The organism is Mucilaginibacter sp. 22184, assembly GCF_052045695.1.
Taxonomy (GTDB): domain Bacteria; phylum Bacteroidota; class Bacteroidia; order Sphingobacteriales; family Sphingobacteriaceae; genus Mucilaginibacter.
Window position 1 is genome coordinate 118,962 of record NZ_JBQEPI010000008.1, and the last position, 26,976, is coordinate 145,937.

General features: G+C 42.6%; 17 protein-coding genes. 16 read left to right on the forward strand and 1 reads right to left on the reverse strand.

The annotated features are described in order from the left end of the window. Nucleotides 1-28 precede the first annotated feature (28 nt). The 13 genes from ACTJKG_RS18600 to ACTJKG_RS18660 all read left to right on the forward strand — a co-directional run bounded on the left by ACTJKG_RS18600 (nucleotide 29) and on the right by ACTJKG_RS18660 (nucleotide 14,717). Nucleotides 29-1,576, forward strand: coding sequence for a glycoside hydrolase family 28 protein (locus tag ACTJKG_RS18600; protein WP_172337243.1), 1,548 nt, complete (start codon nucleotides 29-31; stop codon nucleotides 1,574-1,576). 19 nt (nucleotides 1,577-1,595) lie between these two features. Next, on the forward strand, nucleotides 1,596-3,809 hold the full coding sequence (locus ACTJKG_RS18605) for an alpha-N-acetylglucosaminidase (protein WP_440740092.1): 2,214 nt from the start codon (nucleotides 1,596-1,598) through the stop codon (nucleotides 3,807-3,809). A gap of 5 nt (nucleotides 3,810-3,814) precedes the next feature. Further along, entirely contained in the window at nucleotides 3,815-4,996 is a 1,182-nt protein-coding gene (locus ACTJKG_RS18610; protein ID WP_172337242.1) for an acyltransferase family protein, read from the forward strand. A gap of 57 nt (nucleotides 4,997-5,053) precedes the next feature. Beyond that, nucleotides 5,054-7,462: a beta-galactosidase GalB gene (galB, locus tag ACTJKG_RS18615; RefSeq protein WP_172337241.1), complete on the forward strand. Its 2,409-nt coding sequence runs from the start codon at nucleotides 5,054-5,056 to the stop codon at nucleotides 7,460-7,462. A 9-nt stretch (nucleotides 7,463-7,471) separates the two neighbouring features. Next, nucleotides 7,472-8,431: a family 43 glycosylhydrolase gene (locus ACTJKG_RS18620; protein ID WP_440740093.1), complete on the forward strand. Its 960-nt coding sequence runs from the start codon at nucleotides 7,472-7,474 to the stop codon at nucleotides 8,429-8,431. 376 nt (nucleotides 8,432-8,807) lie between these two features. Beyond that, nucleotides 8,808-9,935 (forward strand): hypothetical protein, encoded by a 1,128-nt coding sequence (locus tag ACTJKG_RS18625; protein WP_440740094.1) that lies wholly within the window; start codon nucleotides 8,808-8,810, stop codon nucleotides 9,933-9,935. 203 nt (nucleotides 9,936-10,138) lie between these two features. Further along, the gene (locus ACTJKG_RS18630; RefSeq protein ID WP_440740095.1) at nucleotides 10,139-10,384 is read left to right on the forward strand and encodes a helix-turn-helix domain-containing protein; all 246 of its coding nucleotides are present in this window, start codon (nucleotides 10,139-10,141) and stop codon (nucleotides 10,382-10,384) included. 51 nt (nucleotides 10,385-10,435) lie between these two features. After that, entirely contained in the window at nucleotides 10,436-10,741 is a 306-nt protein-coding gene (locus tag ACTJKG_RS18635; RefSeq protein ID WP_440740096.1) for a hypothetical protein, read from the forward strand. A gap of 73 nt (nucleotides 10,742-10,814) precedes the next feature. Further along, complete coding sequence (locus tag ACTJKG_RS18640) at nucleotides 10,815-11,195, forward strand: plasmid mobilization protein (protein WP_440740097.1); 381 nt, start codon at nucleotides 10,815-10,817, stop codon at nucleotides 11,193-11,195. After that, nucleotides 11,192-12,253 (forward strand): relaxase/mobilization nuclease domain-containing protein, encoded by a 1,062-nt coding sequence (locus ACTJKG_RS18645; RefSeq protein WP_440740098.1) that lies wholly within the window; start codon nucleotides 11,192-11,194, stop codon nucleotides 12,251-12,253. Before ACTJKG_RS18640 ends, ACTJKG_RS18645 begins: the two co-directional genes overlap by 4 nt. 36 nt (nucleotides 12,254-12,289) lie before the next feature. Beyond that, nucleotides 12,290-12,775, forward strand: coding sequence for a hypothetical protein (locus ACTJKG_RS18650; RefSeq protein ID WP_440740099.1), 486 nt, complete (start codon nucleotides 12,290-12,292; stop codon nucleotides 12,773-12,775). Nucleotides 12,776-12,879: 104 nt separating this feature from the next. Further along, nucleotides 12,880-13,272, forward strand: a complete 393-nt coding sequence (locus tag ACTJKG_RS18655) for a hypothetical protein (RefSeq protein WP_440740100.1) — start codon at nucleotides 12,880-12,882, stop codon at nucleotides 13,270-13,272. A gap of 41 nt (nucleotides 13,273-13,313) precedes the next feature. Continuing rightward, entirely contained in the window at nucleotides 13,314-14,717 is a 1,404-nt protein-coding gene (locus tag ACTJKG_RS18660) for a zeta toxin family protein (RefSeq protein ID WP_440740101.1), read from the forward strand. Nucleotides 14,718-14,897: 180 nt separating this feature from the next. Here ACTJKG_RS18660 and ACTJKG_RS18665 read toward each other — a convergent pair whose 3' ends face one another. Beyond that, on the reverse strand, nucleotides 14,898-17,120 hold the full coding sequence (locus ACTJKG_RS18665) for a glycoside hydrolase family 31 protein (protein WP_440740102.1): 2,223 nt from the start codon (nucleotides 17,118-17,120) through the stop codon (nucleotides 14,898-14,900). 561 nt (nucleotides 17,121-17,681) lie between these two features. Here ACTJKG_RS18665 and ACTJKG_RS18670 point away from each other — a divergent pair. From ACTJKG_RS18670 to ACTJKG_RS18680, 3 genes are all read left to right on the forward strand, one after another. Continuing rightward, nucleotides 17,682-21,860 carry a hybrid sensor histidine kinase/response regulator transcription factor gene (locus ACTJKG_RS18670; protein ID WP_440740103.1) on the forward strand — a complete coding sequence of 1,393 codons (4,179 nt, stop codon included), beginning with the start codon at nucleotides 17,682-17,684 and terminating at the stop codon, nucleotides 21,858-21,860. Between the two features lie 345 nt (nucleotides 21,861-22,205). Continuing rightward, on the forward strand, nucleotides 22,206-24,464 hold the full coding sequence (locus ACTJKG_RS18675; RefSeq protein WP_216650656.1) for a WD40/YVTN/BNR-like repeat-containing protein: 2,259 nt from the start codon (nucleotides 22,206-22,208) through the stop codon (nucleotides 24,462-24,464). 33 nt (nucleotides 24,465-24,497) lie between these two features. Then, entirely contained in the window at nucleotides 24,498-26,909 is a 2,412-nt protein-coding gene (locus tag ACTJKG_RS18680) for a glycoside hydrolase family 31 protein (protein ID WP_440740104.1), read from the forward strand. The last annotated feature ends 67 nt before the right edge of the window (nucleotides 26,910-26,976 follow it).

A 26,976-nucleotide genomic window follows, 5' to 3' on the forward strand; every position in this document is an offset into this window, starting at 1 on the left:
TTCGCTTAGTAACAATATATATCTTCATATGAAACTCAGATCTGCATTTGTTATCATTCTGTTCTCCTGTGTTACAGTTTTCATCCATCAGGTTAAAGCCGGGCAAAAGGTTTTCAATATTGCCACTTTGGGTGCGGTGGGTAATGGTAAAACCGATAATACGCATGTTATTCAAAAAGCTATTGATAATTGTACAGCTTCGGGTGGAGGCATAGTGCTGGTGCCGCAAGGCAAATTTGTAACAGGTGTTATCGATCTGAAATCAAATGTCGAATTGCGTTTAGCCCCAAACGCACAGCTATTGGCAACTGTTAAACGTATAGCCTATGGCCCGGGAAAAGCATCGCCTTTAATAGTAGCAAGTGGCTGTAAAAATATAGCGATCACCGGCACAGGCATTATAAATGGCAGAGGCGAAGCTTTATTGAAAGATATATACCGGATGCTCAGAAACGGTAAGCTTAAAGACAAAGAATGGAAAACTTATAACGAGTGGCACCAATTGCGGCCAGAAGAAGATAACCGACCGAAGTTGATATTTTTTAAACAATGCGATAATGTGAAGATTAGTGATGTGACCATCAAAAATGGTTTGTGCTGGATACAGGAATACCGGGCTTGTACCAATATGTTGATCAATAATATAAAGGTTATCAGCAACACGTTTTTAAACAATGACGGGATCGATCTGGTAGATTGCAAAAAGGTAAAGCTTACCAACAGTTTTTTTAATGTTGCTGATGATGGTATCTGTTTAAAATCATCCGATCCTAAAAGTTTTTGCGAAGACATTGTTATTACCGATTGCAGGATCCGCTCAAGTGCGAGTGCATTTAAAATGGGTACAGCATCCTTCGGTGGGTTTAAAAAAATAACGGTTCGTAATATTGAGGTGTATGATACTTTCCGTTCGGCAGTGGCTATCGAATCGGTTGACGGAGGTGTGATTGAAGATATTGATATAAGACATGTAGTAGCGAAAAATACCGGCAACGCCATTTTTATACGATTAGGTAAACGTCAAAAGTTAAGAGCGGCAGGTTCGGTTAGTGGGATTTATATTGCCGATGTTAAAGCCGGGATACCAGCCGGAAAGCCGGATGCTGGTTACCATATGGAAGGGCCACCCGAACAATTTGCGCATAATGTTTTTCCGATGTCGGTTGCTGGTATTCCCGGTTCGCCGGTGAGCAATGTTACGCTGGAGGGCATTGATATCAGCTATGCTGCCGTAGCTAAAAAGAAGGTAGCATGGTTTAATATTGATTCGTTATCCAAAGTGCCTGAACAAATATCTGCCTACCCCGAGTTTTCGATGTTTGGCGAATTGCCTGTATCCGCTTTTTACGCAAGGCATGCCGAAGGTATCAATTTGAAAAACATACACGTCAATTACACCGGGTATGATTTCCGTACACCATTTGTTTTTGATGACGTGAACGGGCTTATTGCCGAAAAGATAAATGTTTCCGGTTTTAAAACTTTACCCTTACTGTTATTGAACAACGTGAAGGTAAATAAGCTGTTGGATATACAGCCTGCCGATAAACGGGACCACGTAATAAAAACCCAATGATATTAAAACATCAAAGTAAATGAACTGCAAACCCAAAGTTTTTATTTATATACTGCTGTGCAGCATGTGCTGTATGGCAAACAAAACCGTAGCGCAGTTAAATGTACAGTCATCGTACGCTTTAATTAAAAGGATTGTGCCCGCTGCCGCTCAAAAATTTATCGTTCAGCCGCTTCCTGTAACTGAAGCTAAAGATGCTTTTGAAGTAGAAGGCGCAAAAGGGAAGATCATTTTAAGGGGTAACAATGGCGTGGCCATTGCGTCGGCCCTGTATCATTACCTTGCCGAATATACGCATTGCCAAATTACCTGGAACGGCTCAAACCTGAAGTTACCCGCTAATTTGCCTATGCCTGCGGCCAAGGTGCATAAAGCGACCCCTTACAAATACCGGTATTACCTCAACTATTGTACGTACAGTTACAGCATGAGCTGGTGGGACTGGAAACGCTGGGAAAAGGAGATTGACTGGATGGCGCTTCATGGCATTAATATGCCGCTGGCTATTACCGGACAGGAATATGTTTGGGACAAGGTTTATAAATCGATGGGTTTCAGCAACCATGATATGCAAAAGTTTTTTACAGGCCCGGCATATTTTGGTTGGTTTTATATGGGTAATGTTGATGCCTGGGATGGGCCACTACCAACAACCTGGATAACAAGCCACCGCGACTTGCAGGTTAAAATATTGCAGCGCGAGCGCGAACTGGGGATAAAACCGGTACTCCCTGCCTTTACCGGGCATGTGCCGGCGTCGTTTAAAAAACATTATCCTAAGGCCAAACTCAAACAAACCAACTGGAACAATGGCTTTGCTGATACTTATATCCTTGATTCGGAAGATCCGTTGTTTGCGCAGATAGGTAAGAAGTTTATAGAGGAACAAACCAAGGTTTACGGAACCGACCACCTGTACTCGGCAGATACTTTTAATGAGAACGAACCGCCATCTAACGATCCTAAATTCCTGTCGGAATTAAGTGCGCGGGTTTATGATGGTATGAAAGGTGCCGATCCAAAGGCAGTTTGGGTGATGCAGGGATGGCTATTTTTTAGCGATCGGAAGTTCTGGAAAAATGAGCAGATCAAAGCGCTATTAAATGCCGTGCCTAATGATCATATGATAGTACTTGACTTGAACACCGATTACGAGCCGATTTGGAAACGTACCGAAGCATTTTACGGCAAACCATGGATCTGGAATATGCTGCATAATTATGGCGGCAACAATAGTTTGTTCGGTCGTATCGAAGCTGTGGCTGCTCAACCTGCGCAGGCCCTTGCAGATTCTGCTTCGGGTAAGATGATTGGCATTGGCTTAACTATGGAGGCCATTCAGCAAACGCCTGTGTTGTATGAATTAATGGCGCAAAACACGTGGCAAAACAAACCCGTTAACCTTGATGAATGGTTGCCTCAATATGTATTTAACCGCTATGGTGTAAAAAGCAAAGAAGCAGTGGATGCATGGCAAATACTGCGGACGACCGTTTTTAACGGCAAGGATATCCGCGATGGGGCTGAATCTATCATTACAGGGCGGCCAACGCTTGATTCGGCCGCTGTATGGACACGCACCCATCTTAATTATAACCGTAAGGACCTGCTCCCCGCCTGGGATAAAATAGTTGCGGCGATCCCACTATGCAAACAAAGCAGCGGTTTTAATTATGATTTGGTTGACGTTACGCGGCAGGTGCTGGCCAACTACGGCAGACCGGTTCAGTTAAAATGGATCAAGGCGTACCAGGATAAAAATGATAAAGCTTTTGTAAAATACACAAACGAATACTTAGCCTTAATAGCCGATATAGACAAGCTGCTTGCTACTCAAAAGGATTTTATGCTTGGCCCTTGGATAGCCGATGCCCGCGCCTGGGGTACTAACCCCGCCGAAAAAGCACTGTATGAAAAAAATGCCCGCAACCTCATCACATTATGGGGAGGGGCAGATAGCCCGTTGCATGAATACTCGTGCAGGCAGTGGAGCGGTTTGCTTAACGATTTTTACAAGGTACGTTGGCAAAAGTTTTTCGGGGTGCTACAAGCCTCGCTTGAAACAGGCAAAGAACCAGATTTTAAACTGTTCGATAAATCAATAAGTGATTGGGAGTGGCAATGGGTTAACTCATCAAAAACTTATCCTGTTGCGCCTAATGGCAGCAGCACGCTGATAGTGCAGCAACTATATGAAAAGTACCGGGCAAATATGGGTAACGATCTTAAATAGTGGATATGAGCAATTTAAGTACACCAATAGCTAATCCTGAAAAAACTGTTTCAAAGCCAGCCCGGCTATTATCGTTAGATGCCCTCCGCGGCTTTGATATGTTTTGGATCATGAGTGGGGAACGTGTTATACACGCTGTTGCCAAAGCCACAGGCTGGCCGGTTTTTGTGTGGATGTCGGGCCAGTTGCACCATACGGTATGGAACGGCATCACTTTTTATGATATGATCTTCCCGCTGTTTTTGTTTATTGCCGGGGTGTCCATGCCATATTCCATGGGGAGTAAAGCCGGAAAACACGGTGTTGCTCAACCATATCTTTTACCAACCGCTGCCAAAAAGGAAGTTTATGTATCCATGATTAGGCGGGCACTCATCCTGCTTTTTTTAGGCATGGTGGTGAACGGGCTGTTTAAGTTTAACGGATATGAAAATACCCGCTTTGCCAGCGTGCTGGGCCGCATTGGTTTGGCCTGGTTTTTTGCCGGCATCATCTATCTCCATTTTGGCACTCGTGGGCAGATTGTATGGTTTGCCTTTTTGTTGTTGGGGTATTGGGCTGCCATGGAGTGGATCCCTGTACCTGGTTACGGCGCGGGTGTTTTAACCATGAATGGCAGCCTGGAATCTTATATCGATCGCTTATTGCTTCCCGGTCGTCTGCATGATAAAGTGCATGACCCTGAGGGGGTGCTATCTACCATACCTGCTATAGGCACGGCCATGTTGGGCATATTTACAGGGCAGTTTTTGAAGTACGATAACGCGAAATGGCCGATGTGGAAAAAGGGAATGGGGGTATTTGCTGCTGGTGTTGTATTGATAGGCTTAGGTTTGTTATGGAATGTGGGCTTTCCAATCAACAAACGCTTGTGGAGCAGTTCGTTTGTGCTGTTTGTTGGCGGCTGGAGCTGTGTTTTTCTGTCCGTATTTTATCTCATTATTGATGTTGCCGGTTGGCGAAAATGGGCTTTTCCTTTTGTATTTATCGGTGTGAATTCAATAGTCATTTACCTCGCATCAGAGGGGATGGTAGATTTTCAGCATACGGCCAATTATTTTTTTGGAGGGATTATCAGCCACCTGTCTCAAAACTGGCAACCGGTATGGTCGGCTATATCTGTGGTTTTTATACAGCTAACCTTGCTTTATATTTTGTACCGGAACAAGATCTTCCTGAAAATCTAACCTAACAGCAGGTGGGGTTTATCCGTTGGTCATTTCATTAATACTATTATAAATAACATGAAATATAAATATCTCCTCCTTTGTATTTTACTGCTGCCTGCCGCTTTTGTTTGTGCGCAAAACCAACCTGGAAGGCAGGTTATAAATTTTGATAAAAACTGGTCGTTTAATTTAGGTGATGTGAATCAAGCACAGGGTGTAGGTCTTGATGATACCAAATGGCGCAAACTCGATCTGCCGCATGATTGGAGCATCGAAGGCAGATTCAGGAAGGATAACCCGGCTAAGCCCGAAGGCGGTGCTTTACCCGGCGGTATCGGCTGGTATCGGAAAACCTTTATAGCTCCCGATAGAAGTAAGGGTAAGTTGACCTATATAGAATTTGATGGTGTTTATCAAAAAAGTAATGTATGGATAAACGGTCATCACCTCGGCTTCAGGCCTAATGGTTATATCTCGTTCAGATACGAGTTAACGCCTTATTTAAAATACGGACGACAAAAAAATATCATTGCTGTCAAGATTGATAACTCCATGCAGCCCAATTCACGTTGGTACTCCGGATCGGGTATTTACCGGCATGTGCGCTTAGTTACTGTTAACAAAATAGCGGTAGATCAATGGGGGACTTTTGTTACTACCAGCAATGTTAGTGAAGCCAACGCAAATATCTCTGTGCAAACTACCATCCGTAACAACGGCGGCAAAAAGGGTGAGTATAAGCTTATAACCGGCCTATGTGATATGGCTGGTAAGGCAATTGGCGATCGGGTTGTTAATCTGTTATCAATCAACGATACACTAACCATAACTAAACAGGAACTGGCAGTATTAAAACCGAGGCTATGGTCGGCAGATAATCCTGCGCTTTACAAAGTGGTTTCTAAAATTGTGTCGGGCAATGCTGTTTTGGATACCTACACAACTACAGTAGGGATCCGGGATTTTTATTTTGATACCGATAAGGGCTTTATCCTAAACGGAAAAAACGTAAAAATAAAAGGCGTGTGTTTGCATCATGATTTGGGTTGCCTTGGCGCGGCCATAAATGTACATGCGCTTGCACGGCAATTGAAAATATTAAAAGAAATGGGTTGTAATGCTATCCGCACATCCCACAACCCACCGTCGCCCGATCTGCTTGACCTAGCAGATTCGATGGGTTTTATAGTGATGGATGAGGCCTTTGATTGCTGGGAAAAGGCTAAGGAAAAATATGATTATCACCTATTTTTTAAAGAGTGGCATGCACGCGATCTGGAAGACCAGGTATTGAGAGACCGTAACCATCCATCGGTAATGATATGGAGTATCGGTAACGAAATACCTGAGCAAAGTGATAGCAGCGGTTTCCGTATAGCTAAGGATTTGGCCGGGATAGTTCATAAGCTGGATAGTACCCGGCCGGTTACCGCGGCCAACAATCATCCTGATACTAAAAATCAGATCATTAAATCGGGAGCTATCGATCTGGTAGGGTATAACTATCATCATAACGACCTGGTCGGTTTTCATGAGCGTTATCCCGATAAAAAATTCATCGGTACAGAAACAACATCAGCGTTGGAAACGAGGGGCATTTATGATATGCCGAGCGATAGCATTCGTCGCTGGTCTGACGAGGACAAACAGCCCATGAATGCAGATTTTACGGTTTCGGCTTACGATAACGTTTCCGCGCCATGGGGATCAACCCACGAAGAAACCTGGAAGATTATCAAAAAATATGATTTCCTGTCGGGTATGTTCCTTTGGACGGGATTTGATTACCTGGGTGAGCCTACGCCATACACATGGCCTGCACGCAGCTCGTATTTCGGCATTGTCGACCTCGCAGGTTTTCCTAAAGATGTTTATTACATGTACCAAAGCGAGTGGACAAATAAGCCGGTTTTACATCTTTTACCGCATTGGAACTGGAAACCGGGAAAAACTATAGATGTTTGGGCCTATTACAATAATGCCGATGAGGTAGAGCTTTATTTGAATGGAAAATCATTAGGAATCAAAAGAAAGCAGGGCGATGATCTGCACGTCATGTGGCGCGTAAAATATGAGCCAGGTACGTTGAAAGCGGTATCCCGTAAAAATGGCGTCGAAGTTTTATCAACCGAAGTTAAAACCGCCGGCGCAGCAGCTGTAATTGAGCTTTCGGCAGATAAAAGTATGCTTAAAGCTGGGGGCGCAGATCTTGCATTCATCACGGCAAAAGTGTTGGATAAAGATGGTAACCTTGTTCCTTTTGCTAAAAATAAAATAACCTTCAAGATTATCGGGGATGCCTTTATTGCCGGCGTTGATAATGGCGATCCGTTAAGTCACGACTCTTTTAAGGTTAATTACCGATATGCTTTTAATGGCTTGGCATTGGCGGTTATACAGGCAAGGGAAACAAAAGAAGAAGTTATGGTTTCGGCAAAAGCCGATGGGATGCCCGAAACCCTGATCAAATTAAAAATAAAATAGGCTACTGTTATGATGAAACGGTTTTTTGTATTTGCTATAACCATGTTACTGTGTGAATGCGTTTGGGCTCAAAAGCAAATGATCTCAAACCCTATAACCGGCGGCTACTTTGCGGACCCAACGATTATTAAAGATAAAGGCCGGTACTTTATTTATGCGACCATTGATCCGTGGGGTGCTAATGAATTGGCGGTGCTGGAAACAACCGACTTTGTTAAGTTTATCAGGCATCATATTAACTGGCCAACTAAACAGGCCTGTACCAGCAAATCCTCGCTCGATGAAATGATTTGGGCACCATCTGTAGTAAAAGGCAAGAATAACAAGTTTTACATGTATGTAGCGATAGGAGGAGAAGTATGGGGAGGTGTAAGCAATACACCGCTTGGCCCCTGGAAAAACCTGAAAAAGGATAATTCGCCAATGGTAAAATCTACAGATTACCCTAAAGTTCATAATATTGATCCGGATTGTTTTATTGATGCCGACGGAAGTGCTTACCTGTATTGGGGATCGGGATATCATTGGATAAACGGGCATTGCATGGCCGTACAGCTTAAAAGCGATATGGTTTCGTTTGATGGCAAACCTAAGGATATCAGCACCCCTCATTTTTTTGAAGGGGCGCATATGGTTAAACGTAGCGGAACTTATTACCTCATGTTTTCGGAAGGGAGAGCTATCGACGCCAGCTACCAGGTAGGTTATGCAAAAGGAAACAGCCCGCTTGGCCCCTTTAAAGAAAATGAACACCGTGTTATATTAAGCACCTCGGCTGATAGCACGGTTATAGGCCCCGGCCATCACACCTCTTTTTTAAATAAGGGTCAGCGCTATATTTTATATCATCGTATTTTTCCGCAGAAAGAATCTTTTGTTTTAAGGCAGCTTTGCTTGGATAGTTTAAAATTTGATGCAAATGGCGATATCATAAAGGTCAGTACTAAAGGGGTAGAAAAGTTTAACTGATAAAACAACATTACATACATGGAAAAAAACTTTTACTGGATTCAGTGCTTGCCTTTAGCTTGTTTTTACCAGTGATAAAGGCTGCGAGGTTATTTGATTTGGTTTAAGCAGTTTAAAAGTTTATATTGGAATTGGAATTTTTTGATAATTGGACGATAACTCTCACATTATCAATTGTGTTTTTGAAGTTATGTATCGTCAGGGGAGCCTCAAAATCAACGATTTAACCCCATTCTGGCGAGTGGGTTTTTTTTATTCTCACACATTTCTCACACAATTTCACAAAAAACACACAAACAACATAGGATTGTCAGGTCTGAATTGGTTTGACAAATAGGGATATTAAGTAACTTTGCTCAACTACATACTACCTATTATGCAGCATTTGAAAGAGTTTTTAACCCGTATTCAAACATTCGACCTGCGTGTTATCGAAGACGATCTTCACATGGAGTGGGGAACGAATGAAAAGAAGCAAGTCAAGGTTTATGATCTACCCTACCAGACCCCATACTATGACAGCTTTTCCTACCGGAGCGAATTAAGGGTATTGAAAGATATGGCCTTTATCGACCTGATGACTTTAGACAAAGAACTTATCCAAATCCAACTGGCCGAGCTGACTAAAGTCCGTAACCGCTTTAAGGAGTTTTGGGGCTACTATCATGATAACTATTCCGAGATGACAAGGGTTTACAACCGCTCTTTTATTTTTTCTGTTAGGTTGGAATATTTATTTATTGTAAATGGCTTGCAATCCGATAGTGCAGAGATCGAGGTAAGCAGTAAATTCAGTGAGGACCTGGGCGAATCGGTTAAGCTACGGGAAAAGTTTTTAATGGAACTGATCTACACTACGGAAACCGCCATCAAACCGAAAAAGTCCGAAACTGAATTTAAAGAATGGCTGGATGCCGAAAGAAAGAAACGGGAAGCAGGAACGACAACGCATGAAACCACTAACGAAAATGCAATGACTCCCCAATCAGAAACACACGGTTTACCGGAAACAGCGGCGGTGCAGAAACCAACCGCCGAGCCTAGACTAAGTGAAGAACAGTTGACTACTGCTAAAATAGTGGGATACTATCCAACCTTTAGGGAGGGGGCAGCCGCGCAACTGTTTGATTTATTAAAAACTTATTTTGTTGCAGAAGATCATTCCATACTGGAAAAACTATTGTTACACGACGAAGCCCCTAATACGTCTTTGTTATTCCGGGGTTCCGCCACCGCACTGGCCGATGCCTTTAAACAACTCAAAGATGCTAATTTGATCGTAGGGTGCCGGATGATCGACCTCGAAAAATGGATAGCGCCGAAATTCCTGTACCTTTCCCCGCAGTCCCAACCTAGAGAGTTACCCGAGGGTTATCTCAATGGATTGATGTCAACTAAAGGTCGTCCCTGTAAGTCCCCCATCCTGACGATTGAACAAAAGGAAGACAAGTTTTTTATTTTGCCCGCTCCCGCAGCAAAAAATAACAAAAAAATGAGGGGGTAGGTGCGGGGTTGCCGCTTACCTACTTGTAACCCTGCAAAACAAGCCCATACCATTGCAGCATTAAACAAAATTAATGCGCAATGAAAGACACACTCAACTTTGACCAATTACCCCAGGCGGTAACACAAATACAGGAAAAGCTCGACAACATCGAACAGCTTTTACTTCAGCGAAAAGAACAATCGCCGGAGCAGGAATAACTTATGCCCATCACCCAGGCCGCAGCATTTTTAGACCTGGCAGTCCCGACCGTTTATAGCAAGGTATGTCGTAAAGAAATCCCAGTGAATAAGCGAGGGAAGCGCCTGTATTTCTATCGTTCAGAATTAACGGAATGGGTCAAGTCAGGCCGTAAAAAAACAGTAGAAGAAATCAGGGAAGAGGCGGTACAGCATTTGGCAATCAGCAATAAGAAGTTAGAGCATTTTAAAGCCGATGGAGCGCATTAAATCCGTATTGTTGACAATAGCTATGCCAATGAATTGACGGCATCAGACGGTATGAAAAGCAGGTCAAAAAGCCACCGTTTTTTAGAGCGCCGACCGATACACCTGCCTGCGGGTGTAAACAGACCGGCGGCAAGCCGCCGAAATGAACGGGCGGCACCTTTGGTGCCACCGTTTCAACAGCTTGATATTCGCAATAGCGATTATCGAAGAACCGCGAAAGCGGCAGGCCGCTTTTGGCGGGGCAGCACCTTTGGTGTTGCATCAACAGCCGGGCAGCGGAACAGGCCTTTGGCCTGTAAGCGGAGCCAGCTATGTTTCGGCCCTGCCGAAACTCGCTGGCCCCCCTTCATGCTATAGCATTTGGGGGGATAGGAAAGAATTTATTAAGACAGATTGATGCTTTATCAGGCTTGATTTTAAAGTAAGTCAAATGGAGAAGGAGACACAGAAAGTAAGAGTAGTAAACAAGGGTGGCCGCCCGAAGGCGCAAATAAAAAGAGATTGCCAGTTGACGGTGATGTGTAATATCATAGAGAAAAAGATGATACAGGCCAATGCCAGACGCGCCAGGACAAACGTATCAATTTATCTCCGTCAAGTAGGATTAAATGGCCGGATAACGGTGAAGACTTTGCCGAAGGAAGTGTTGCAATTTACCGGCACCTTAAATCACATGGCTGCCAATTTAAATCAGATCGCCAGGAAGCGCAACAAGAGTGAAGATTTAAATACGCTTGACAGAGCATTGCTGAACCAGGAAGTCAGAGGCTTGCAGAGTATAGTAAAAGAGGTTAAGAATTATTTGGCATGATCGGGAAAATCACTACAGGTAAAAGTTTTCGCGGCTGCATGAGCTACCTGCATGAAGGCCGGTTGCAGGAGAATGAGGAACAGCAAAAGCTGGAAATGGAAAAGAAGCAGGTGGAGGTCATTTATTATAACCAGTGCTTTGGCAACAAGAAAGAACTGATCCGGCAATTTGTAGAGGTAGCGCAATGGAACCAGAATGTCAGCAAGCCCGTGTTCCACGCCAGTATCAGTTTTGACCTGCCCGACAATGGTAAGCTCAGCACACAGGATAAGATCGATATCGCCCAGGAGCTGGCCAAAGAGTTTGATTTTGCAGATAGACAATACGTAGTGATTACCCATGCCGATACCGAACATGAACACCTGCATATTGTTGCCAACAGGATCGGTTTAGAGGGGCCAACCGCGAGCGACAGTAACAGTTATCGGCGCATGGCCGAATATTGCAGACGGATGGAGCAAGCTTACAAATTGACAAAAGTGCTGAGCCCTAATAAATTCCTGAAACCAGAGCAGCGGGTAGCGCAAAGCCAGCGGGTGGATCAGCGCAAGGAACACTTAAAAGCACATTTGGCTAAGGCGGTTAAGCAATGTAAAAGCGTAAAGGAAGTCAAAAGCTATATGGAGCAGAAAGGCTATGAGGTGGAACTTGGGCGAGGTATCGCTTTTACCGATCAGCAGCATGTCAGGTTCAAAGGTAGCCAGGTTGGTTACAGCCTGACCGACATCGAAAAGAAAATTCGGCAGGTGCAGACACAGCGGCAGGTGCAGCAAATGCAGCCTAAAAACCCGGCTCGCGATCAATGTCAAGCGTATGAGCAGGAACCCAAAAGTTTGGCCGATCAGTTACGGGAAGTGATTAGCGAGAATGAGCAAAAAGAGCAGAAAACCTATTTAAAGCGGGAACCGCAAATACATTATTTCAGGGCAGCCCTGGCAGCTGGCGGCGAATTGTTTGCTGACCTGCTTCAAAATATGCCGGAAGAAGAACCGGAAACGCCAAGCAAAAAGAAGAAGAAAAAGTTAGGCCAGGATCAAAGCTACCACATAGGCAGGTAGGAAAATAGAATTGTAAAACCATTAATCAATGATAATATGAAGGATGAAGCAACACCAATCGATGAAGTGACTATGACGGATATGCTCAAAAATATTTTCGAGCATGAAGAAAAAATGCAGAAATACATGGAAACCCAGGCAGTAGAGATAAAGGAAAAACACACCATGATCGAACGATTGTTCACTGAAAGCAAGAAGCAAAAAGAAGAATTTGCAACCAAGCTGGCCAATATGAAAGTGACTGCGCCAGTTCCTGATCTATCCGAGGCAAAGGAAGCCATTACTGCCGGGCTTGCAGGCATCAATAAAAGCATGGCTACAGACTTTGTAGCGATCAGAGAGGCGATCAACAGAGGCCCGGCACCGATCACACGGAACCTTCAGCTATTCTCAGATGCAAAAACGCCTGAGCAATACAAAGCAGTGCTTTCATGGATTGTTTTTGGGTTGATTGGGCTGGTAACATCGGTCGGCACCATTATGCTGATCTGGCACTATATGAATTTAACCCACGTCCGTTAATTCAATTCTGCCATGAACCCATTAAATATAGGGCAGCGGTTTTGGCGGCTGCCTTATCAAACAACCCAAAAAATTAGTAAATTTGATTAACGATGGATAAGAGTATGGAAACACAAATTTTGACAGATGAAAGAGGTGAACCGACAAGAGTGGTGATGGATTACCAAACCTACGTTGAAATGTACCGGCAATTAAACCTGCCGTTACCCCCTGCTAAAACCGTACAAGCGCGTAATCCGCTCGACTGGTATACCAGAACTGAAAGCGCCAATTCTATATTAAACGGATTGGTTGCACTGGCCTCGCGGGAAAAAATGAAAGAGTCTGAAAAGGCCAATCCCGATCAGCAGCGCATCGAGGAATTGCTGGCTTTACGCAACGAGGCTATTGAGGCGGTAAACAACAATGATAATTTTTCCAGCCTGGAGCGGATGGATCAGGTTATTGAAAAATACGGTCCTATTTTATTAGCGGAGAAAAAAAAAATCCCGATTTAAGTTCAGCGTATGCAGTAGACCGAACCGAGTCCTTAAAGAACTTGTACACGCTCTCTGAAGAACGGTTTGACAAAATTCAACAGATCATTATTGAAGATAACACGACTATTGCTAGACCATCCGATAGCCCCGTGGTCATTATCTTAGGTGCCCAGCCTGGTGCGGGCAAAACAGAGTTAGAAAGAATTGCCAGGGCCGAATTGGGTGGTAATATTATTAATTGTAATGCAGACTTGTTCAGAGATTATCATCCTGACGCCCATGAGACCAAATCCCGCTTTGAATCCTACTATCCTTCACTTACTGCCAAATATGCCCAGGATTGGAATAATGGTTTGAGGGCTTACTGCGAAGACAATCGGCTTAGCTATATACTGGAAACAACGTTTTCTTCCGGCCAAGGGATGAATAAAACCATCGATGAACTTCAACAAAAGGGCTACCGTGTAGAGATTAAGCTGCTGGCTATCCATCCCCGGCTGAGTTTGTTGGGCACCCACCTGCGCTTTGAGGACATGAAGTCCCAGGAGAAAGGTGGCAGAATGGTCGGCAAGGAAGTGCATGACCAAAAATATGAGATGGTTGCGCCCACCCTTTATACTGTACAATCTGCCGCATTGTACAACAAACTGCAAATGTATGGCCGTAGCGTTGAACCCGTTGAAGGTTCCTTTAAGTTAGGGGTTTATCTGATCGCTACCAATCCGCCTAATCCCTTGCAGCTGTTCCACGATGAAATTGACCGGAAATGGTCGCCGGAGCTATCAGCAAGTTTTAACCAGGGTGTTCAACAGGCGGTTCATTTAATGCAGGCCAGGAACGCCGCTGAGCAGGAGATTAAAGGTTTCCTGAAAGACATGCAGAGTGAATATCCCACCCAAAAACAATTGCAGTTGCAAATGGAGCAACAAATAAAGGAGCAGGAATTTGCTGAGCAGCTTAATAAGCGCCTGGCGGGTGAGTTGCCACATATTAATATTAATGGAACAGATTTTACCATAGACCTGCGGTTGGGCGAGTTACGTGAAACAAAAGCACCGGGAAACAGCATCCAATTGCACCAGATGCAGGCCGGGCGTGCAGGCGAAACCTATCTCTTTTTCTATCATACACGAAAACATACCGTTTACAATCCCCCGGGCAATATCAAATCACTGCCTAAAAATGTTGTTGTAGTCGAAATCCCAATTGATGCAAAGCTCGATCCGGTAGCTACGGCAGAAATACTTGAGGTTGATATTAAAGAATTTGTCAAAGCCCACCCTATTCAAAACAAGTTGACTGCTGTGGTTAAACAGCTTTTTCAATCTGCCTTACCAGAACTGATCCAGCAAAATTTGAGTAAGGAGGAACCAAAAAGGCAAGAACAAGATCAAAAAAAAGGTAGGAACCCCGACGAAGATTTAGACCAAGGACTTGACTGGGCTCCTAAAATAGGCCGGTGAAATAAGATCACTATAACGCGAAAGGGTTAATGGCTATTTCAACTTACCGATGATGCCAAATCGATCTTAGAAAATCTCCTAAACACCTGGTCAATAAAAAAGTTTTCTGGGATTTGTCATCAAGATAAGGAAAAGACACTGTTTGCTATAACAAACAGTGTCTCAGTCATGATATCAAACCTAAATTCTAATAGAAAGTTTAACCCCTTTGTAATGAACAATCTGGTCTGTTTTTTTGCTTAGTTCTGCTCCGGTTCCTCTATTTTCTGTTACCAGGACAATATTAAATTTTCTTTCGGTCAGCATACCAGCAAAATCACCTCTCCTTTTTCCTATGGTTAAGGTTTTACTGTTATTATTCCAGTGCATAGGAATCTCTGTGTATTTGCCCTCTTCATAATTATAGTTGTCATTTTCATCTTCATAAAGTGTAAAATCGCCATCCTTTCCCGGGTAGATCCTGATTTCAAGGTTGTCCCATTTTTTCTCCTCTGCAAACTGAACTTCGGGTCCCCATGGAATGATCGCACCTGCCTTTACGTAGAGCGGTAATATATCTATCGGCGCGGTTGCCATGATAGTCTTACCGCCTTGCTCTTTTTTACCTGTCCAGAAATTATACCATAATGAACCCGTTGGAAGATAAACGGTCTGCTCTGTTGCGCCCGAACTGGTCACGGGTATCACCATAACCGAGCTTCCAAACATATACTGGTTTCCGATATCATATACATGCTTATCGTTGCCAAAATCCATGAACAGTGCTCTCATAAATGAGCCGGAATGGTGGGTTACATTCCAGGCTGTAGCATAGCTGTAAGGCAGTAGGCTATACCTTAATTTAATGTACTTTTCAATGATGTCGAAGGTTCGTTCACCACGATGACCGAATTGATAAATTTCTCTTGGAATATCGGTTCCATGAGATCGCATCATAGGTGTAAACGTGGCGAACTCAAGCCAACGTGTATATAATTCCTGAAATAGCGGATTTTTGGCACCTCCGCCTGCGATAAAATCGCCTGCAAAGAATCCGCCGATATCCGCATTCCAGTAAGGTATCCCGCTAAGACTAAAGTTTAGAGCCGCCGGAATTTGTTTTGCTAATGTGCTCCAACTGGATGCCACATCTCCGCTCCAGGTATTTGCTGCATATCTTTGCTGACCTGCAAATGCCGACCTTGTAAAAATGGTGACACGTTTGCCCGAGCCACTTTCGCGCTGGCTATCGTAAATACTACCCACGTGAACCAGAGGGAAAGCATTGATCACACTCCTGAACGATCCCAAATAAGTAGGTTGATCGAAATCTTTATCACTTATGTTAATATGGTCAGGTTCTGAGGAATCTAGCCACCAGCCGTCTGTCCCAAGAGAAAAAACGCCTTTATTTAGGTAATCCCAATAAATGGCATGACTTGCCGGATTGTAAGGATCATACGGTTTAGCACCGCTTTTCGGCGGCCAGGTATCAAAATTAATAAGCATATTTTTTTCTTTGAACTCGGTATATTGTTTGGTCAAAGGCCCAAAGCCTGGCCAGGCGACAATAAACAGATGCGCATTCATGGCATGCACCTGGTCTACCATACTCTTTGCATTAGGGAAAGTAGCCGGGTCAAATGACATGGAGTTCCACAGGCTGTCTTTTCCCCAGTATTGCCAGTCCTGAACAATACCGTCCAGCGGTACTTTCAGGTCGCGATACTTTTTTACCACTTCAAGCAACTCCGCTTGGGTCTTATATCTTTCTTTCGACTGATTGTATCCATAAACCCATAAGGGCATTAAAGGGGCCTGTCCGGTCAGGTCACGAATTTGAGCCACAACCCCGTCTTTTGAACCTCCCCACATCAAGTAATAGTCAATACATTCCCCGATTTCGGAATCGAAAGATGTCCCCTGGCTATCGTCATTAAAGGTGGTCGGCGAGTAATTATCCCAGAATATGCCATAACCTTTTACAGATTGAATATAAGGAATACAAACCCGGGTATTTTGATTAATAAGATAAACCTTTTGGTCACGCTGGCTCATTTTTCCATTTTGTTGTTGGCCAAGTCCATAGATAGGCTCTTCTTTATCAAGCAAAAAAGCCTGCCTTACCGAATGGGCGATTTTATTTGCATCTTTTTTCTCGGTGAACTGCGCGCCATAATCTTTTTCGGTAACCAGCGAATGGTTTGCAATATCGGCAAATGAAACTTTGCCGGTCTCTGCATTTACAAAAACCTGCAGAGCTGCGGTACTTATATGTATAATGTGATTTTCTTCTTTAACAGTAAATTCAACTTCTTCAGGAACTTTAATTACGGACAGGCTTTCCTTTTTGGGTTGTGTGCCCTCAGGTGATTTTATGACTCTGGCGATAGTTGGAGAATAAAACCGGACTTCAATATCCATGAACTGTGAATTTAATTTTATACCCTGTTTCGTTCGCTGAAAATCCTGTGCAAATGACTGAACGGCAAAGAAAAAAAGAATAGCAATTCCTGTAATTGTTGTTCTCATAATTGAATTGAGTAATTGCGGAAAATAAAGGTTTGTAAGTCCGTAAAAGTAAATGAAAAATATTAATTATTGTAATTTATACAATTAATTAGTTGACCTTCCTGCTTAAACCGGATTCTTTCAATTCGTATAATTGTGAATTTTGCGGTAGCACTGCCCCCCCCGGTGAAATAATGCAAGCAACCGACCTGGTCGGAGAAAGAGGATTTAACTCAGATTTACCCACAACTGTACCCGAAAATTTTCCGGCAGCAGACTGACGGTCTGGAAAAGGGAATTTTAACTGGTTGTTTTTGCTTCGCTAGTATAAAAATAGAATAAGCGTTAACAAAAACTTATATGCCTTAAGGTTTGCTAAATAGTTTTTATAAGTGTTAATAAAACAGTAAAAAACCAATATATACTAGTCTGATAAGTTTAAAATTATAAATTTGATGGCCAACTATAAATTTCATGCGGTTAAGCTTAGTTTCCTTTCTGATTATCTGTGTACTATGCAATTCAAATGCGCAAATTAACAAATATCAATTTTCGCATCTTGATATCAATAACGGCCTTTCTCACAATCAGGTCAATTGCATATACAAGGATTCAAAGGGCTTTATGTGGTTTGGTACCGGCGCTGGACTTAATCGTTACGATGGTTATACCTTTAAGGTGTTTAAACACCTTGCAAACAATGAAAACTCGGTTATCGATGATTATATTCAAAATATTTTCGAAGGACCAGGGCAGAATCTGTGGATAATTACCAGCACTGGCCTATGCATCTACAATATGGCTACAGAAAAGTTCAGTGCCGATGTGTCATCATGGATCAGGTTATTGAAGCTGCCAGGTGCCGGTATGAGTAAAATAAAAAGAGACAGGAGAGGCAATTTTTGGTTTATATACCCGAATTCAGGTGTCTACCGATATGACCCGGCCGATAAACAAACCTATTATTATGGTTGTGGCAAAGGTGCTAAACTGGCCCTGTTATCCAATAATGTAACTGATATTTCGGAAGATAACCTGGGGAATATGTGGTTCATATACGATACAGGTGTCATTGAAAAGCTTAATATAGCTCGTAACAAAATTACTTACACCAGTAAGGCATTAAGCAAGTTAAATAATGTCAAATCATTTACCTACTCCATAATGGCCGATATTGATGGGGACCTATGGATTTATGCAACAGGAGCAAATTTAGGTGTGTACTATTTAAATCCGCGGAAGAATATTTTGAACCATTTTGATAAAGCATCGAAAGGGCTAAGGTTAAATGTAAATGTCATCAACAATGTTTATCAGGATGATGAAGGCCTGATGTGGGTGGCAACGGATCATGGTGGGATAAATCTTATTGATAAAAAAGGATTTAAGGTTATTTATTTATTGAATAGGGAAGATGATGCCAAATCGTTAAAACAAAATAGTGTAATACTCTATAAGGATAATACAGGTATAATGTGGGCTGGTACATTTAAAGAAGGCATAAGCTATTATCATAAAAATATTATCAGGTTTCCATTATACAGACACTTCGCCTCTGATCCTTCAAGTCTGGACTTTGAGGATGTTGACAAATTTGTGGAGGATAAGCGGGGCAATCTATGGATTGGTACAAATGGTGGCGGCTTGATCTACCTTGACCGCAAAACAGGGAAATACACGCGTTATAAAAATGACCCGCAAAATAACAACAGCCTTAGTAATGATATAATTGTGAGTTTGTGCCTGGACCACAACCAAACACTGTGGATAGGTACTTATTTCGGAGGCGTAGACAGTTTTGACGGCAAGGTATTTACCCATCATCGTCATGACGATCACATCGCAACAAGCATTGCAGATGACAGGGTATGGAGCATAGTTGAAGACTCATCAAATCGCCTGTTGATCGGAACCCTCGCTGGAGGTCTAAATATTTTCGATCCGTTCAAAAAAATATTCACCCGCCCTTACAATAAAACGCAAATAAGATCAACCTTCGTGTCTGCTATTTTGGAAGATAAGAAAGGTAATATTTGGGTGGGTGGCGACGGGGGCATTGACATAATCATAAAAAAAAGCGGTCATATAGTTCATTATGAACATGATGATAATAATCCCAACTCACTTATATCTAATAAATTGAATTGTATCTTAGAGGATAGCCGGGGTCTGGTATGGATAGGTACGCGTTATGGATTGAGTGTGTTTGATGTAAAAACAAACCGCTTTTTATCATTAAAGAAAGAAAATGGCCTGCCCGCTAATTTAATACAAAACATCCTGGAGGATAATAGCGGTATGATTTGGTTGAGTACATCAAATGGTCTTTGCCGTATTATTTTAACGGGTACCGATAATAGGTATAATTTCCGATTTGAAAACTTCGACGAAACAGATGGTTTGCAGGGGCGTGAATTTAATGTAAATGCCGCTTTTAAAACGAGTAAGGGCGAGCTGATATTTGGTGGCGGACACGGATTTAATCTGTTTAATCCATTGATTATAAAGCCCAATACCAATAAATCAAAACTCATATTTACCGATTTGCTGTTGTTTAACAAGAGTGTAGCTGCGGATGAAGCTATAAATGGCCATGTTATACTATCCAAAGCACTTTCAGAGACACGGGCTGTTACACTTAATCACAATGAAAACGTTTTTACGATTGAGTTCGCCGCGCTCAATTTTTTTAATCCGGGGAAGGTAAAATATCAGTATATGCTAGAAGGTTTTGATAAAGGTTGGATCACCGCTGAAAATACTATGCGCAAAGCCACGTACACAAATCTGGATGGCGGAACTTATACTTTTATGGTGCGTGCCATCAATAGGGACGCTGTTGGGAATACCGACTCCATCTCTTTAAAAATCAACGTAAAGCCCCCATTCTGGAAATCGACATTGGCATATGCCATTTATTTGATCGTTATAATAGGTGGACTTTTCGTCATTCGCCGGCGGGGGATACAAAAGATACAGTGGAAGTTTGCGGCTGAGCAGCAGCAAAAGGAAGTGGAACGCATTATTGAGCAGGAAAGGAAAGAAGTTGAGCGTTTGTATGAGATAGATAGGCTAAAAACCAAATTCTTAACAAATGTAAGCCACGAATTCCGTACGCCATTATCGCTTATCATGGCGCCGGTTGATAAAATGTTGGGAGATTCTGTCAATGCCGGTCAAAAGCAACAATTGAACATGGTACGCAAAAATACCAGACGGCTGCTGAATCTGGTAAACCAATTACTTGATTTTCGAAGAATGGAGGTGCAGGAACTAAAGTTACATACCCGGCACGGCGATATTATTAAATTTATTGAAGATGTGAGCCTGTCATTTATCGATATAGCCGAAGAAAAGGGTATCCGGTTTGTCTTTGATACCTCAGAAGAATCTTTAAAAACCAGTTTTGATCATGATAAGATAGAAAGGATATTATTCAATCTTCTTTCAAATGCTTTTAAGTTTACGCCGAAAGGAGGCCATGTCAGTGTGTTGCTAAGTTTAGTTCCTGAACGATCGGAAACTAATTTAAAATATGTTGAAATTAAAGTAATGGATACCGGCATAGGAATTCCGGAAGACAGGAAAGAACGCATATTCGACAGGTTCTTTCAAAACGATCTTCCTGGCTCCATGTTGAACCAGGGCAGCGGCATCGGCCTGGCAATTACCAAAGAATTTGTTATGATGCATGGAGGCGAAATTTTCGTGGAGCGTGATACTGAGTTTGGTAGTTGTTTTATTGTACGCTTGCCTATGCTCTTACACGGCGCTGAAGAAAATGTACTGGTTGATCAGGAGGCAGACGATGTGGTCACCTTTCCTGGTATTGAAGTGGCGACAAAAAACCTTAGCAGCGTAAATAGTAAACAAACTGTTTTATTGGTTGAGGATAATGAAGATTTCAGGTTTTATTTAAAAGATAATCTTGTAGGGCTGTTCCATATTATTGAGGCAACAACCGGGAAGGAGGGCTGGCAAAAGGCGCTCGCGCTGCATCCGGATATCATCGTGAGTGATATCAGTATGCCTGAAATGAGTGGAAAGGATCTATGTGTTAAAGTAAAAAATGATAGCCGGACATCACATATTCCGGTCATATTACTTACGGCATTGATCGGTGAGGAAGAGGAACTAAAAAGCCTGGAGATAGGGGCAAATGACTACATGACCAAGCCGTTTAATTTTGAGATACTCACTTCCAAAATAAAAAATCTTTTACGTCTACAAGCCACATTTAAAAAGACCTATACCCGTCAGCTTGATTTTAAATTGAATGAACCTGCCATTCCGTCTACCGATGAGAAATTTATAAAAAATATTATCGAGTATGTTAATAAAAATATGCTAGATCCTGCACTGTCCGTTAGCGAGCTCAGTAAATACCTGGGCCTGAATCGTAACACACTTTACAAAAAGCTATTATTGATAACCGGCAGATCTCCGGTTGAGTATATCCGGATGTTAAGATTGAAAAAAGCTGCGTATTTATTAGAGTATAGTCAAATGAATATCTCTGAGGTGTCATATGAGGTGGGTTTTAACACGCCGCAGTACTTCGCAAAATCATTTAAGGAAGAGTTTGATATGCTCCCCTCGGAATTTGTTATTCAAAAGCGGAAACAGCATCAGGACCAAACTCAAGTATCCTGAGTCTTGTCATAAATTGATTTTGTTTTATCAACCTATCCTTGACACTTAAACTACGTGATTAATTATAACCTAATTACTGCTTAGTACCGCCATTTATTAGATTTTATGCTTATGTCTATTTATAATGCTCTGAAATGTAGGTACTTGCAAATGGTAAACATTTGTTACATTCTTAATTACAAATGTTCCTCTGTTTTAACCCCAAGCCTGATACCTTCACTTCGCACACCGGCTCTCTTCCCGTTTAGATAGCTCTGGTGTAGTTGGTTTATTAAATAATTTTTTGTCACTAATGCACCAGGCAGCATCAGGCATTTTCACTGTCGTATCCTTCATTATATGCACATGAAAACGCATTTTTTTTTACTATGTATAATCGTTATTAATTTTAATATAACGGTAAATGCTCAGAAATCCGGTCATCCCTACAATTGGAAAAGCGTACAAATACGTGGCGGTGGTTTTGTTGATGGCATTATCTACCATCCTACAACAAAGAATCTTCTATATTGTCGCACCGACATGGGCGGTGCATATAAATGGAATGAGGCTATAAAAGCCTGGGAGCCACTTCTTGATTGGGTATCCTACAGAGATCGCAACCTGATGGGCGTTGAAAGTATCGCTTTGGATGCTCATGATCCCAATCGTGTATATATGGCTTGTGGTACCTATACCTCTATCAGAGTTCCTAATGCCATACTTCGGTCTGATGATAGGGGAAAAACATTTAAGCGGACCGATGTTCCCTTCAGGATGGGAGGGAATGAGAACGGCAGAGGTAATGGCGAACGCATGGCTGTAGACCCCAACAATGGCAATATTATTTACATGGGAACGCGTTTAGATGGACTGTGGAAAAGCGGGGACGCCGGCATTACATGGAATCGGGTAAACAATTTTCCGGAAATAAGGTCATCTGTGTCAGATACCATGATGAAATCCAAAGCAACTTATCACCCAAGTCCGAACGGAATTATATTCGTTTTATTTGACCCGAAAAGCAGGGCCGGTACCAGGAGCAACGTTATTTATGTTGGGGTTTCACAAAAAGGGGTAAAGAATTTATTCAGGAGTACAGATGGTGGGGCGAGCTGGGCTGCAGTTCCTGGCGAACCGACCGATCTGATGCCGACACACGCTGCGTTATCAGCAGATGGTGTATTATATATCACCTACGGCTCCAACCCGGGCCCTGATATGATGACAGATGGAGCTGTATATAAATATACTGCGGATGTTGACCAGTGGACAAATATTACACCGGTAAAACCTCGGCCTGAAAACCAATTGGGGTTTGGCTATGCTGCAGTTGCTGTCGACCCACAGAATCCTCAAATTATTATAGTAAGCACATTTCACCGGTATGGTAAAGCCGGGGGCGATGATATTTTCAGGACATTAAATGCGGGTAGTACATGGAAGCCAGTATTTACAGGCAGCAACCGTGGAAAATTCGACTATAGGGACGCCCCGTATGTATCGCGTACCGGGATACATTGGCTGTTTGATATAGAGATAGATCCATTTGATTCTGCCCACGCCTTATTTACTACAGGTTATGGCATACATGAAACTTTTGACCTGACGGATGTTGATAAAGGCAAACCCAGCATGTGGGGGACAAAGAATAAAGGTATTGAAGAGACCGTCGCACTGGAGCTGTTAAGCCCGCCGAAAGGTGCCCTTTTAATATCGGCAATAGGCGATTACGGAGGATTTGTACATCATGACCTGGATGAGCCTGCGCCTGACGGAAATTTTATAAATCCACATTTCGCTAATACTGATGGTGTAGCCTGTGCCGCGAAAAACAGTGATATAGTTGTTCGGATCGGTGAAGGGACGAAGGTTGGTGATGGTAATATCGGCTATTCCATGGATGGTGGCAAAATTTGGCAGCCGACAACAGCTGAGCCTCAGACAGACAGCAAGCATGGCTTTATTTGTGTGTCAGCTTTAGGCAATAGCTGGATATGGACACCACGGCGAAGCGCATCTTATATTACCAATGATAAGGGCACAAGCTGGAAACAGATACAGGGTTTACCCAATAATACCCGTGTAATAGCCGATCCGCTAAACGATGCTAAATTTTATGCGATGGATCTGTTTAACGGAAAACTCTATACCAGCACTGATAATGGCCACTCATTTACCCAACAGGACTTCAATTGGCCAAATGCTTTGCCTGACCGCACTTCGAATCGTGGTGATATTCGCGGAGGACAGGACCGTTTATATGCAGCGCCGGGTAGCGAAGGAGATCTTTGGGTAGCGAACTTTGACGGGTTATATCATAGTAACAATGGATCTGCCGAGTTTAGAAGAGTAGGCGGTGTTACCGAGATTCATGGTTTTGGCTTTGGCAAGGCTTCTCCCAAAAGTACTTATCCGGCACTATATTTAGCCGGTATCGTAAACGGGACAGATGGCATTTTTCGATCGGATGATAAGGGTGAAACATGGGTGCGCGTTAATGACGAAAAGCATCGTTGGGGTTTGATCCTGCAAATTTCTGGCGACCCTAGCAGGTACGGACGAGTGTATGTAGGTACCCATGGGCGCGGCATATTTTACGGCGACATAATCACCTCTAACTAAGAAATTCAACCTGAAAATATATTTAAACCAATTATGCTATACAAAAAATTACATTTCAAACTCAGCAAAATATGTGCGTCATTATTTATACTGATGTGCGCTGTTAATATGCCAGAGGCTCATGCAACGATTGTAAACTTTAAAAAAGAAGCAGACGGCGTAAGCTTCAATTTGGATAAAGGTATGCTCAAAATAAAGATATGTGCATCAGATATAATCGAAGTTAAATACACTGTACTAAATTCTTTTAATACAAAAAAGTCGCTGGTAGTAAACAATAGTTGGATACAGCAAGTGCCCTTTACCGTATCCGATAAGGGCCAAAAAATCGTTATCACTACGGATAAGCTAAAGCTGGTAGTGGATAAAGCAAGTAACGCTATCAGCTATTTAACTAAAAACGGGCAGTTAATCACCTCAGAAGCCAAAAGCGAAAATAAAACAATGACTGCGGCCAATATAGCTGGGATCAGGGTTTACAATTGTTCAACCCAATTCAATTCCCCGGCTAATGAGGCATTGTTTGGTTTAGGCTGCCACCCAACCGATTCGCTGTCGATAAACTACAAAGGCCGTAACCAGGACTTGGCGATTAAATACATGACAGGAGCTATCCCTGTATTACTGTCGACAAAAGGTTTCGGATTGATGTGGGACAATTATTCTGCCGCTAATTTTTATGGAGCAGAAGCAAATAATACCAAATTCAAATATGTATCTGAAAGTGGTACGGAGGTGAACTACTACTTTTTTTACGGCCCGGATTTCGATCATATCATTAACTTGTACCGTAATACAACAGGTGTAGCACCCATGTTTCCTAAATGGGCGTTTGGGCTGTTCCAGTCACAGGACAGATATATGAGTCAGGATGAGGTTATCTCTGTAAAAAACAATTATCGCAACAACCATATCCCGGTTGATGTGATTGTACAGGACTGGTATTATTGGGATCCATTGCCTATCGGGTCACACATTATGAATCCAACACGCTATCCAGATCCTAAAGCCATGATAGATGAGTTGCATCGATCTAATATTCATGGGATGATATCTATATGGCCGGTGTTCGGTAAAGGTACACCTAACTATGACGCCTTGCAAAAAATGGGCGGGATGACAGATATAACCTGGGATAATATTGTAACACATACTTTTGATAATTATTATGATGCGCATAATCCAGCAGCCCGCGAATTATATTGGGAACAGGCGCGTGACAGCTTAATAAAACACTATAACTGGGATGCCTGGTGGGTTGATCAATGCGAGCCCGATAATGGAACATTATTAGACGCCAGACGCCAAACCACTTATTTTCCTGGTAGAGGAATTGACTATTTCAATACGTTTTCATTGGAGCATTCCAAGGGAATTTATCAAGGCTGGCGCAGGGATATTCCTGGTAAACGGGCATTCTTTCTCATCAGGCAATCATTTGCCGGTGAGCAGCGAAATGCGGCCACCTTATGGTCGTCTGATATTACCTGTTCATTTGCGTCGTTCAAAAAGCAGATCCCGCAGGGCATTAACTCTTGTGTATCGGGTATACCGTACTTTACATCAGATATCGGCGGTTATCATTTGAATTGGGGGGCTCCCGATTGGTCGAAACCAGAATATCGTGAGTTATTTACCAGGTGGTTTCAATTTGGTGCATTTAGCCCTATATTCCGTATACATGGTAAGGGTGAGCGTGCCTTGTTTTCCAAAAACTGGGATGATAAAACAAAGGCTATATTATTAAAATATGATAAGTTGCGTTATCGTTTGCTGCCTTATATCTACTCACTTTCAGGCAGAGTTACCCAGGAAAATTATACCATGATGCGTTCCTTGGCATTTGATTTCAGAAATGACGTTGGGGTATATAATATCCCCGATCAGTATATGTTCGGCCCTGCTTTTATGGTTAACCCGGTGACCGAACAGCTGTATACCGGAAATAACGCATCTGCTGGTAAAACTACTCGCAATGTATATCTGCCCGCGACGACCAAATGGTACGACTTCTGGACAGGGAAAATATACAATGGTGGTGAAACCATTGCTGCAGCTGCTCCTATTGACATCATGCCGCTATATGTAAAGGCAGGATCAATCATCCCCATGGGGCCGGTAATGGAATACGCGACCGAAAAACCGGCAAATGATATAGAACTGCGTATTTATCCAGGTGCGAACGGACAGTTCGTATATTATGAGGATGAGAACGATAACTATAATTACGAAAAAGGGCAAAGTGCCACTTTTACATTGACATGGAACGATAAACTGCGCCAATTGCGTATTAATGATACAAAAGGGAGCTTTCCCGGAATGCAGAAAACCCACACCTTTAATGTAGTATTGGTAAACGGCGAACATGGTTCAAACGCCGACGCAGTAATTAAGGGAGATAAGAAAGTAGTTTATTCGGGGAAGGCAATAAGCGTGAAAATATAATATATAGTGTAACACTGTATTTAGTAAAACAACTCTTGCTGCAAAACAATGATCATATCGTGTTAAA

Excerpts from the sequence above, each read along its gene's own strand:
- ACTJKG_RS18600 (WP_172337243.1), top strand. The coding sequence starts at position 29 with ATGAAACTCAGATCTGCATTTGTTATCATTCTGTTCTCCTGTGTTACA.
- ACTJKG_RS18605 (WP_440740092.1), top strand. The coding sequence starts at position 1,596 with ATGAACTGCAAACCCAAAGTTTTTATTTATATACTGCTGTGCAGCATG.
- ACTJKG_RS18610 (WP_172337242.1), top strand. The coding sequence starts at position 3,815 with ATGAGCAATTTAAGTACACCAATAGCTAATCCTGAAAAAACTGTTTCA.
- galB (WP_172337241.1), top strand. The coding sequence starts at position 5,054 with ATGAAATATAAATATCTCCTCCTTTGTATTTTACTGCTGCCTGCCGCT.
- ACTJKG_RS18620 (WP_440740093.1), top strand. The coding sequence starts at position 7,472 with ATGATGAAACGGTTTTTTGTATTTGCTATAACCATGTTACTGTGTGAA.
- ACTJKG_RS18625 (WP_440740094.1), top strand. The coding sequence starts at position 8,808 with ATGCAGCATTTGAAAGAGTTTTTAACCCGTATTCAAACATTCGACCTG.
- ACTJKG_RS18630 (WP_440740095.1), top strand. The coding sequence starts at position 10,139 with ATGCCCATCACCCAGGCCGCAGCATTTTTAGACCTGGCAGTCCCGACC.
- ACTJKG_RS18635 (WP_440740096.1), top strand. The coding sequence starts at position 10,436 with ATGAAAAGCAGGTCAAAAAGCCACCGTTTTTTAGAGCGCCGACCGATA.
- ACTJKG_RS18640 (WP_440740097.1), top strand. The coding sequence starts at position 10,815 with ATGGAGAAGGAGACACAGAAAGTAAGAGTAGTAAACAAGGGTGGCCGC.
- ACTJKG_RS18645 (WP_440740098.1), top strand. The coding sequence starts at position 11,192 with ATGATCGGGAAAATCACTACAGGTAAAAGTTTTCGCGGCTGCATGAGC.
- ACTJKG_RS18650 (WP_440740099.1), top strand. The coding sequence starts at position 12,290 with ATGAAGGATGAAGCAACACCAATCGATGAAGTGACTATGACGGATATG.
- ACTJKG_RS18655 (WP_440740100.1), top strand. The coding sequence starts at position 12,880 with ATGGAAACACAAATTTTGACAGATGAAAGAGGTGAACCGACAAGAGTG.
- ACTJKG_RS18665 (WP_440740102.1), bottom strand. The coding sequence starts at position 17,120 with ATGGATATTGAAGTCCGGTTTTATTCTCCAACTATCGCCAGAGTCATA.
- ACTJKG_RS18670 (WP_440740103.1), top strand. The coding sequence starts at position 17,682 with ATGCGGTTAAGCTTAGTTTCCTTTCTGATTATCTGTGTACTATGCAAT.
- ACTJKG_RS18675 (WP_216650656.1), top strand. The coding sequence starts at position 22,206 with ATGAAAACGCATTTTTTTTTACTATGTATAATCGTTATTAATTTTAAT.
- ACTJKG_RS18680 (WP_440740104.1), top strand. The coding sequence starts at position 24,498 with ATGCTATACAAAAAATTACATTTCAAACTCAGCAAAATATGTGCGTCA.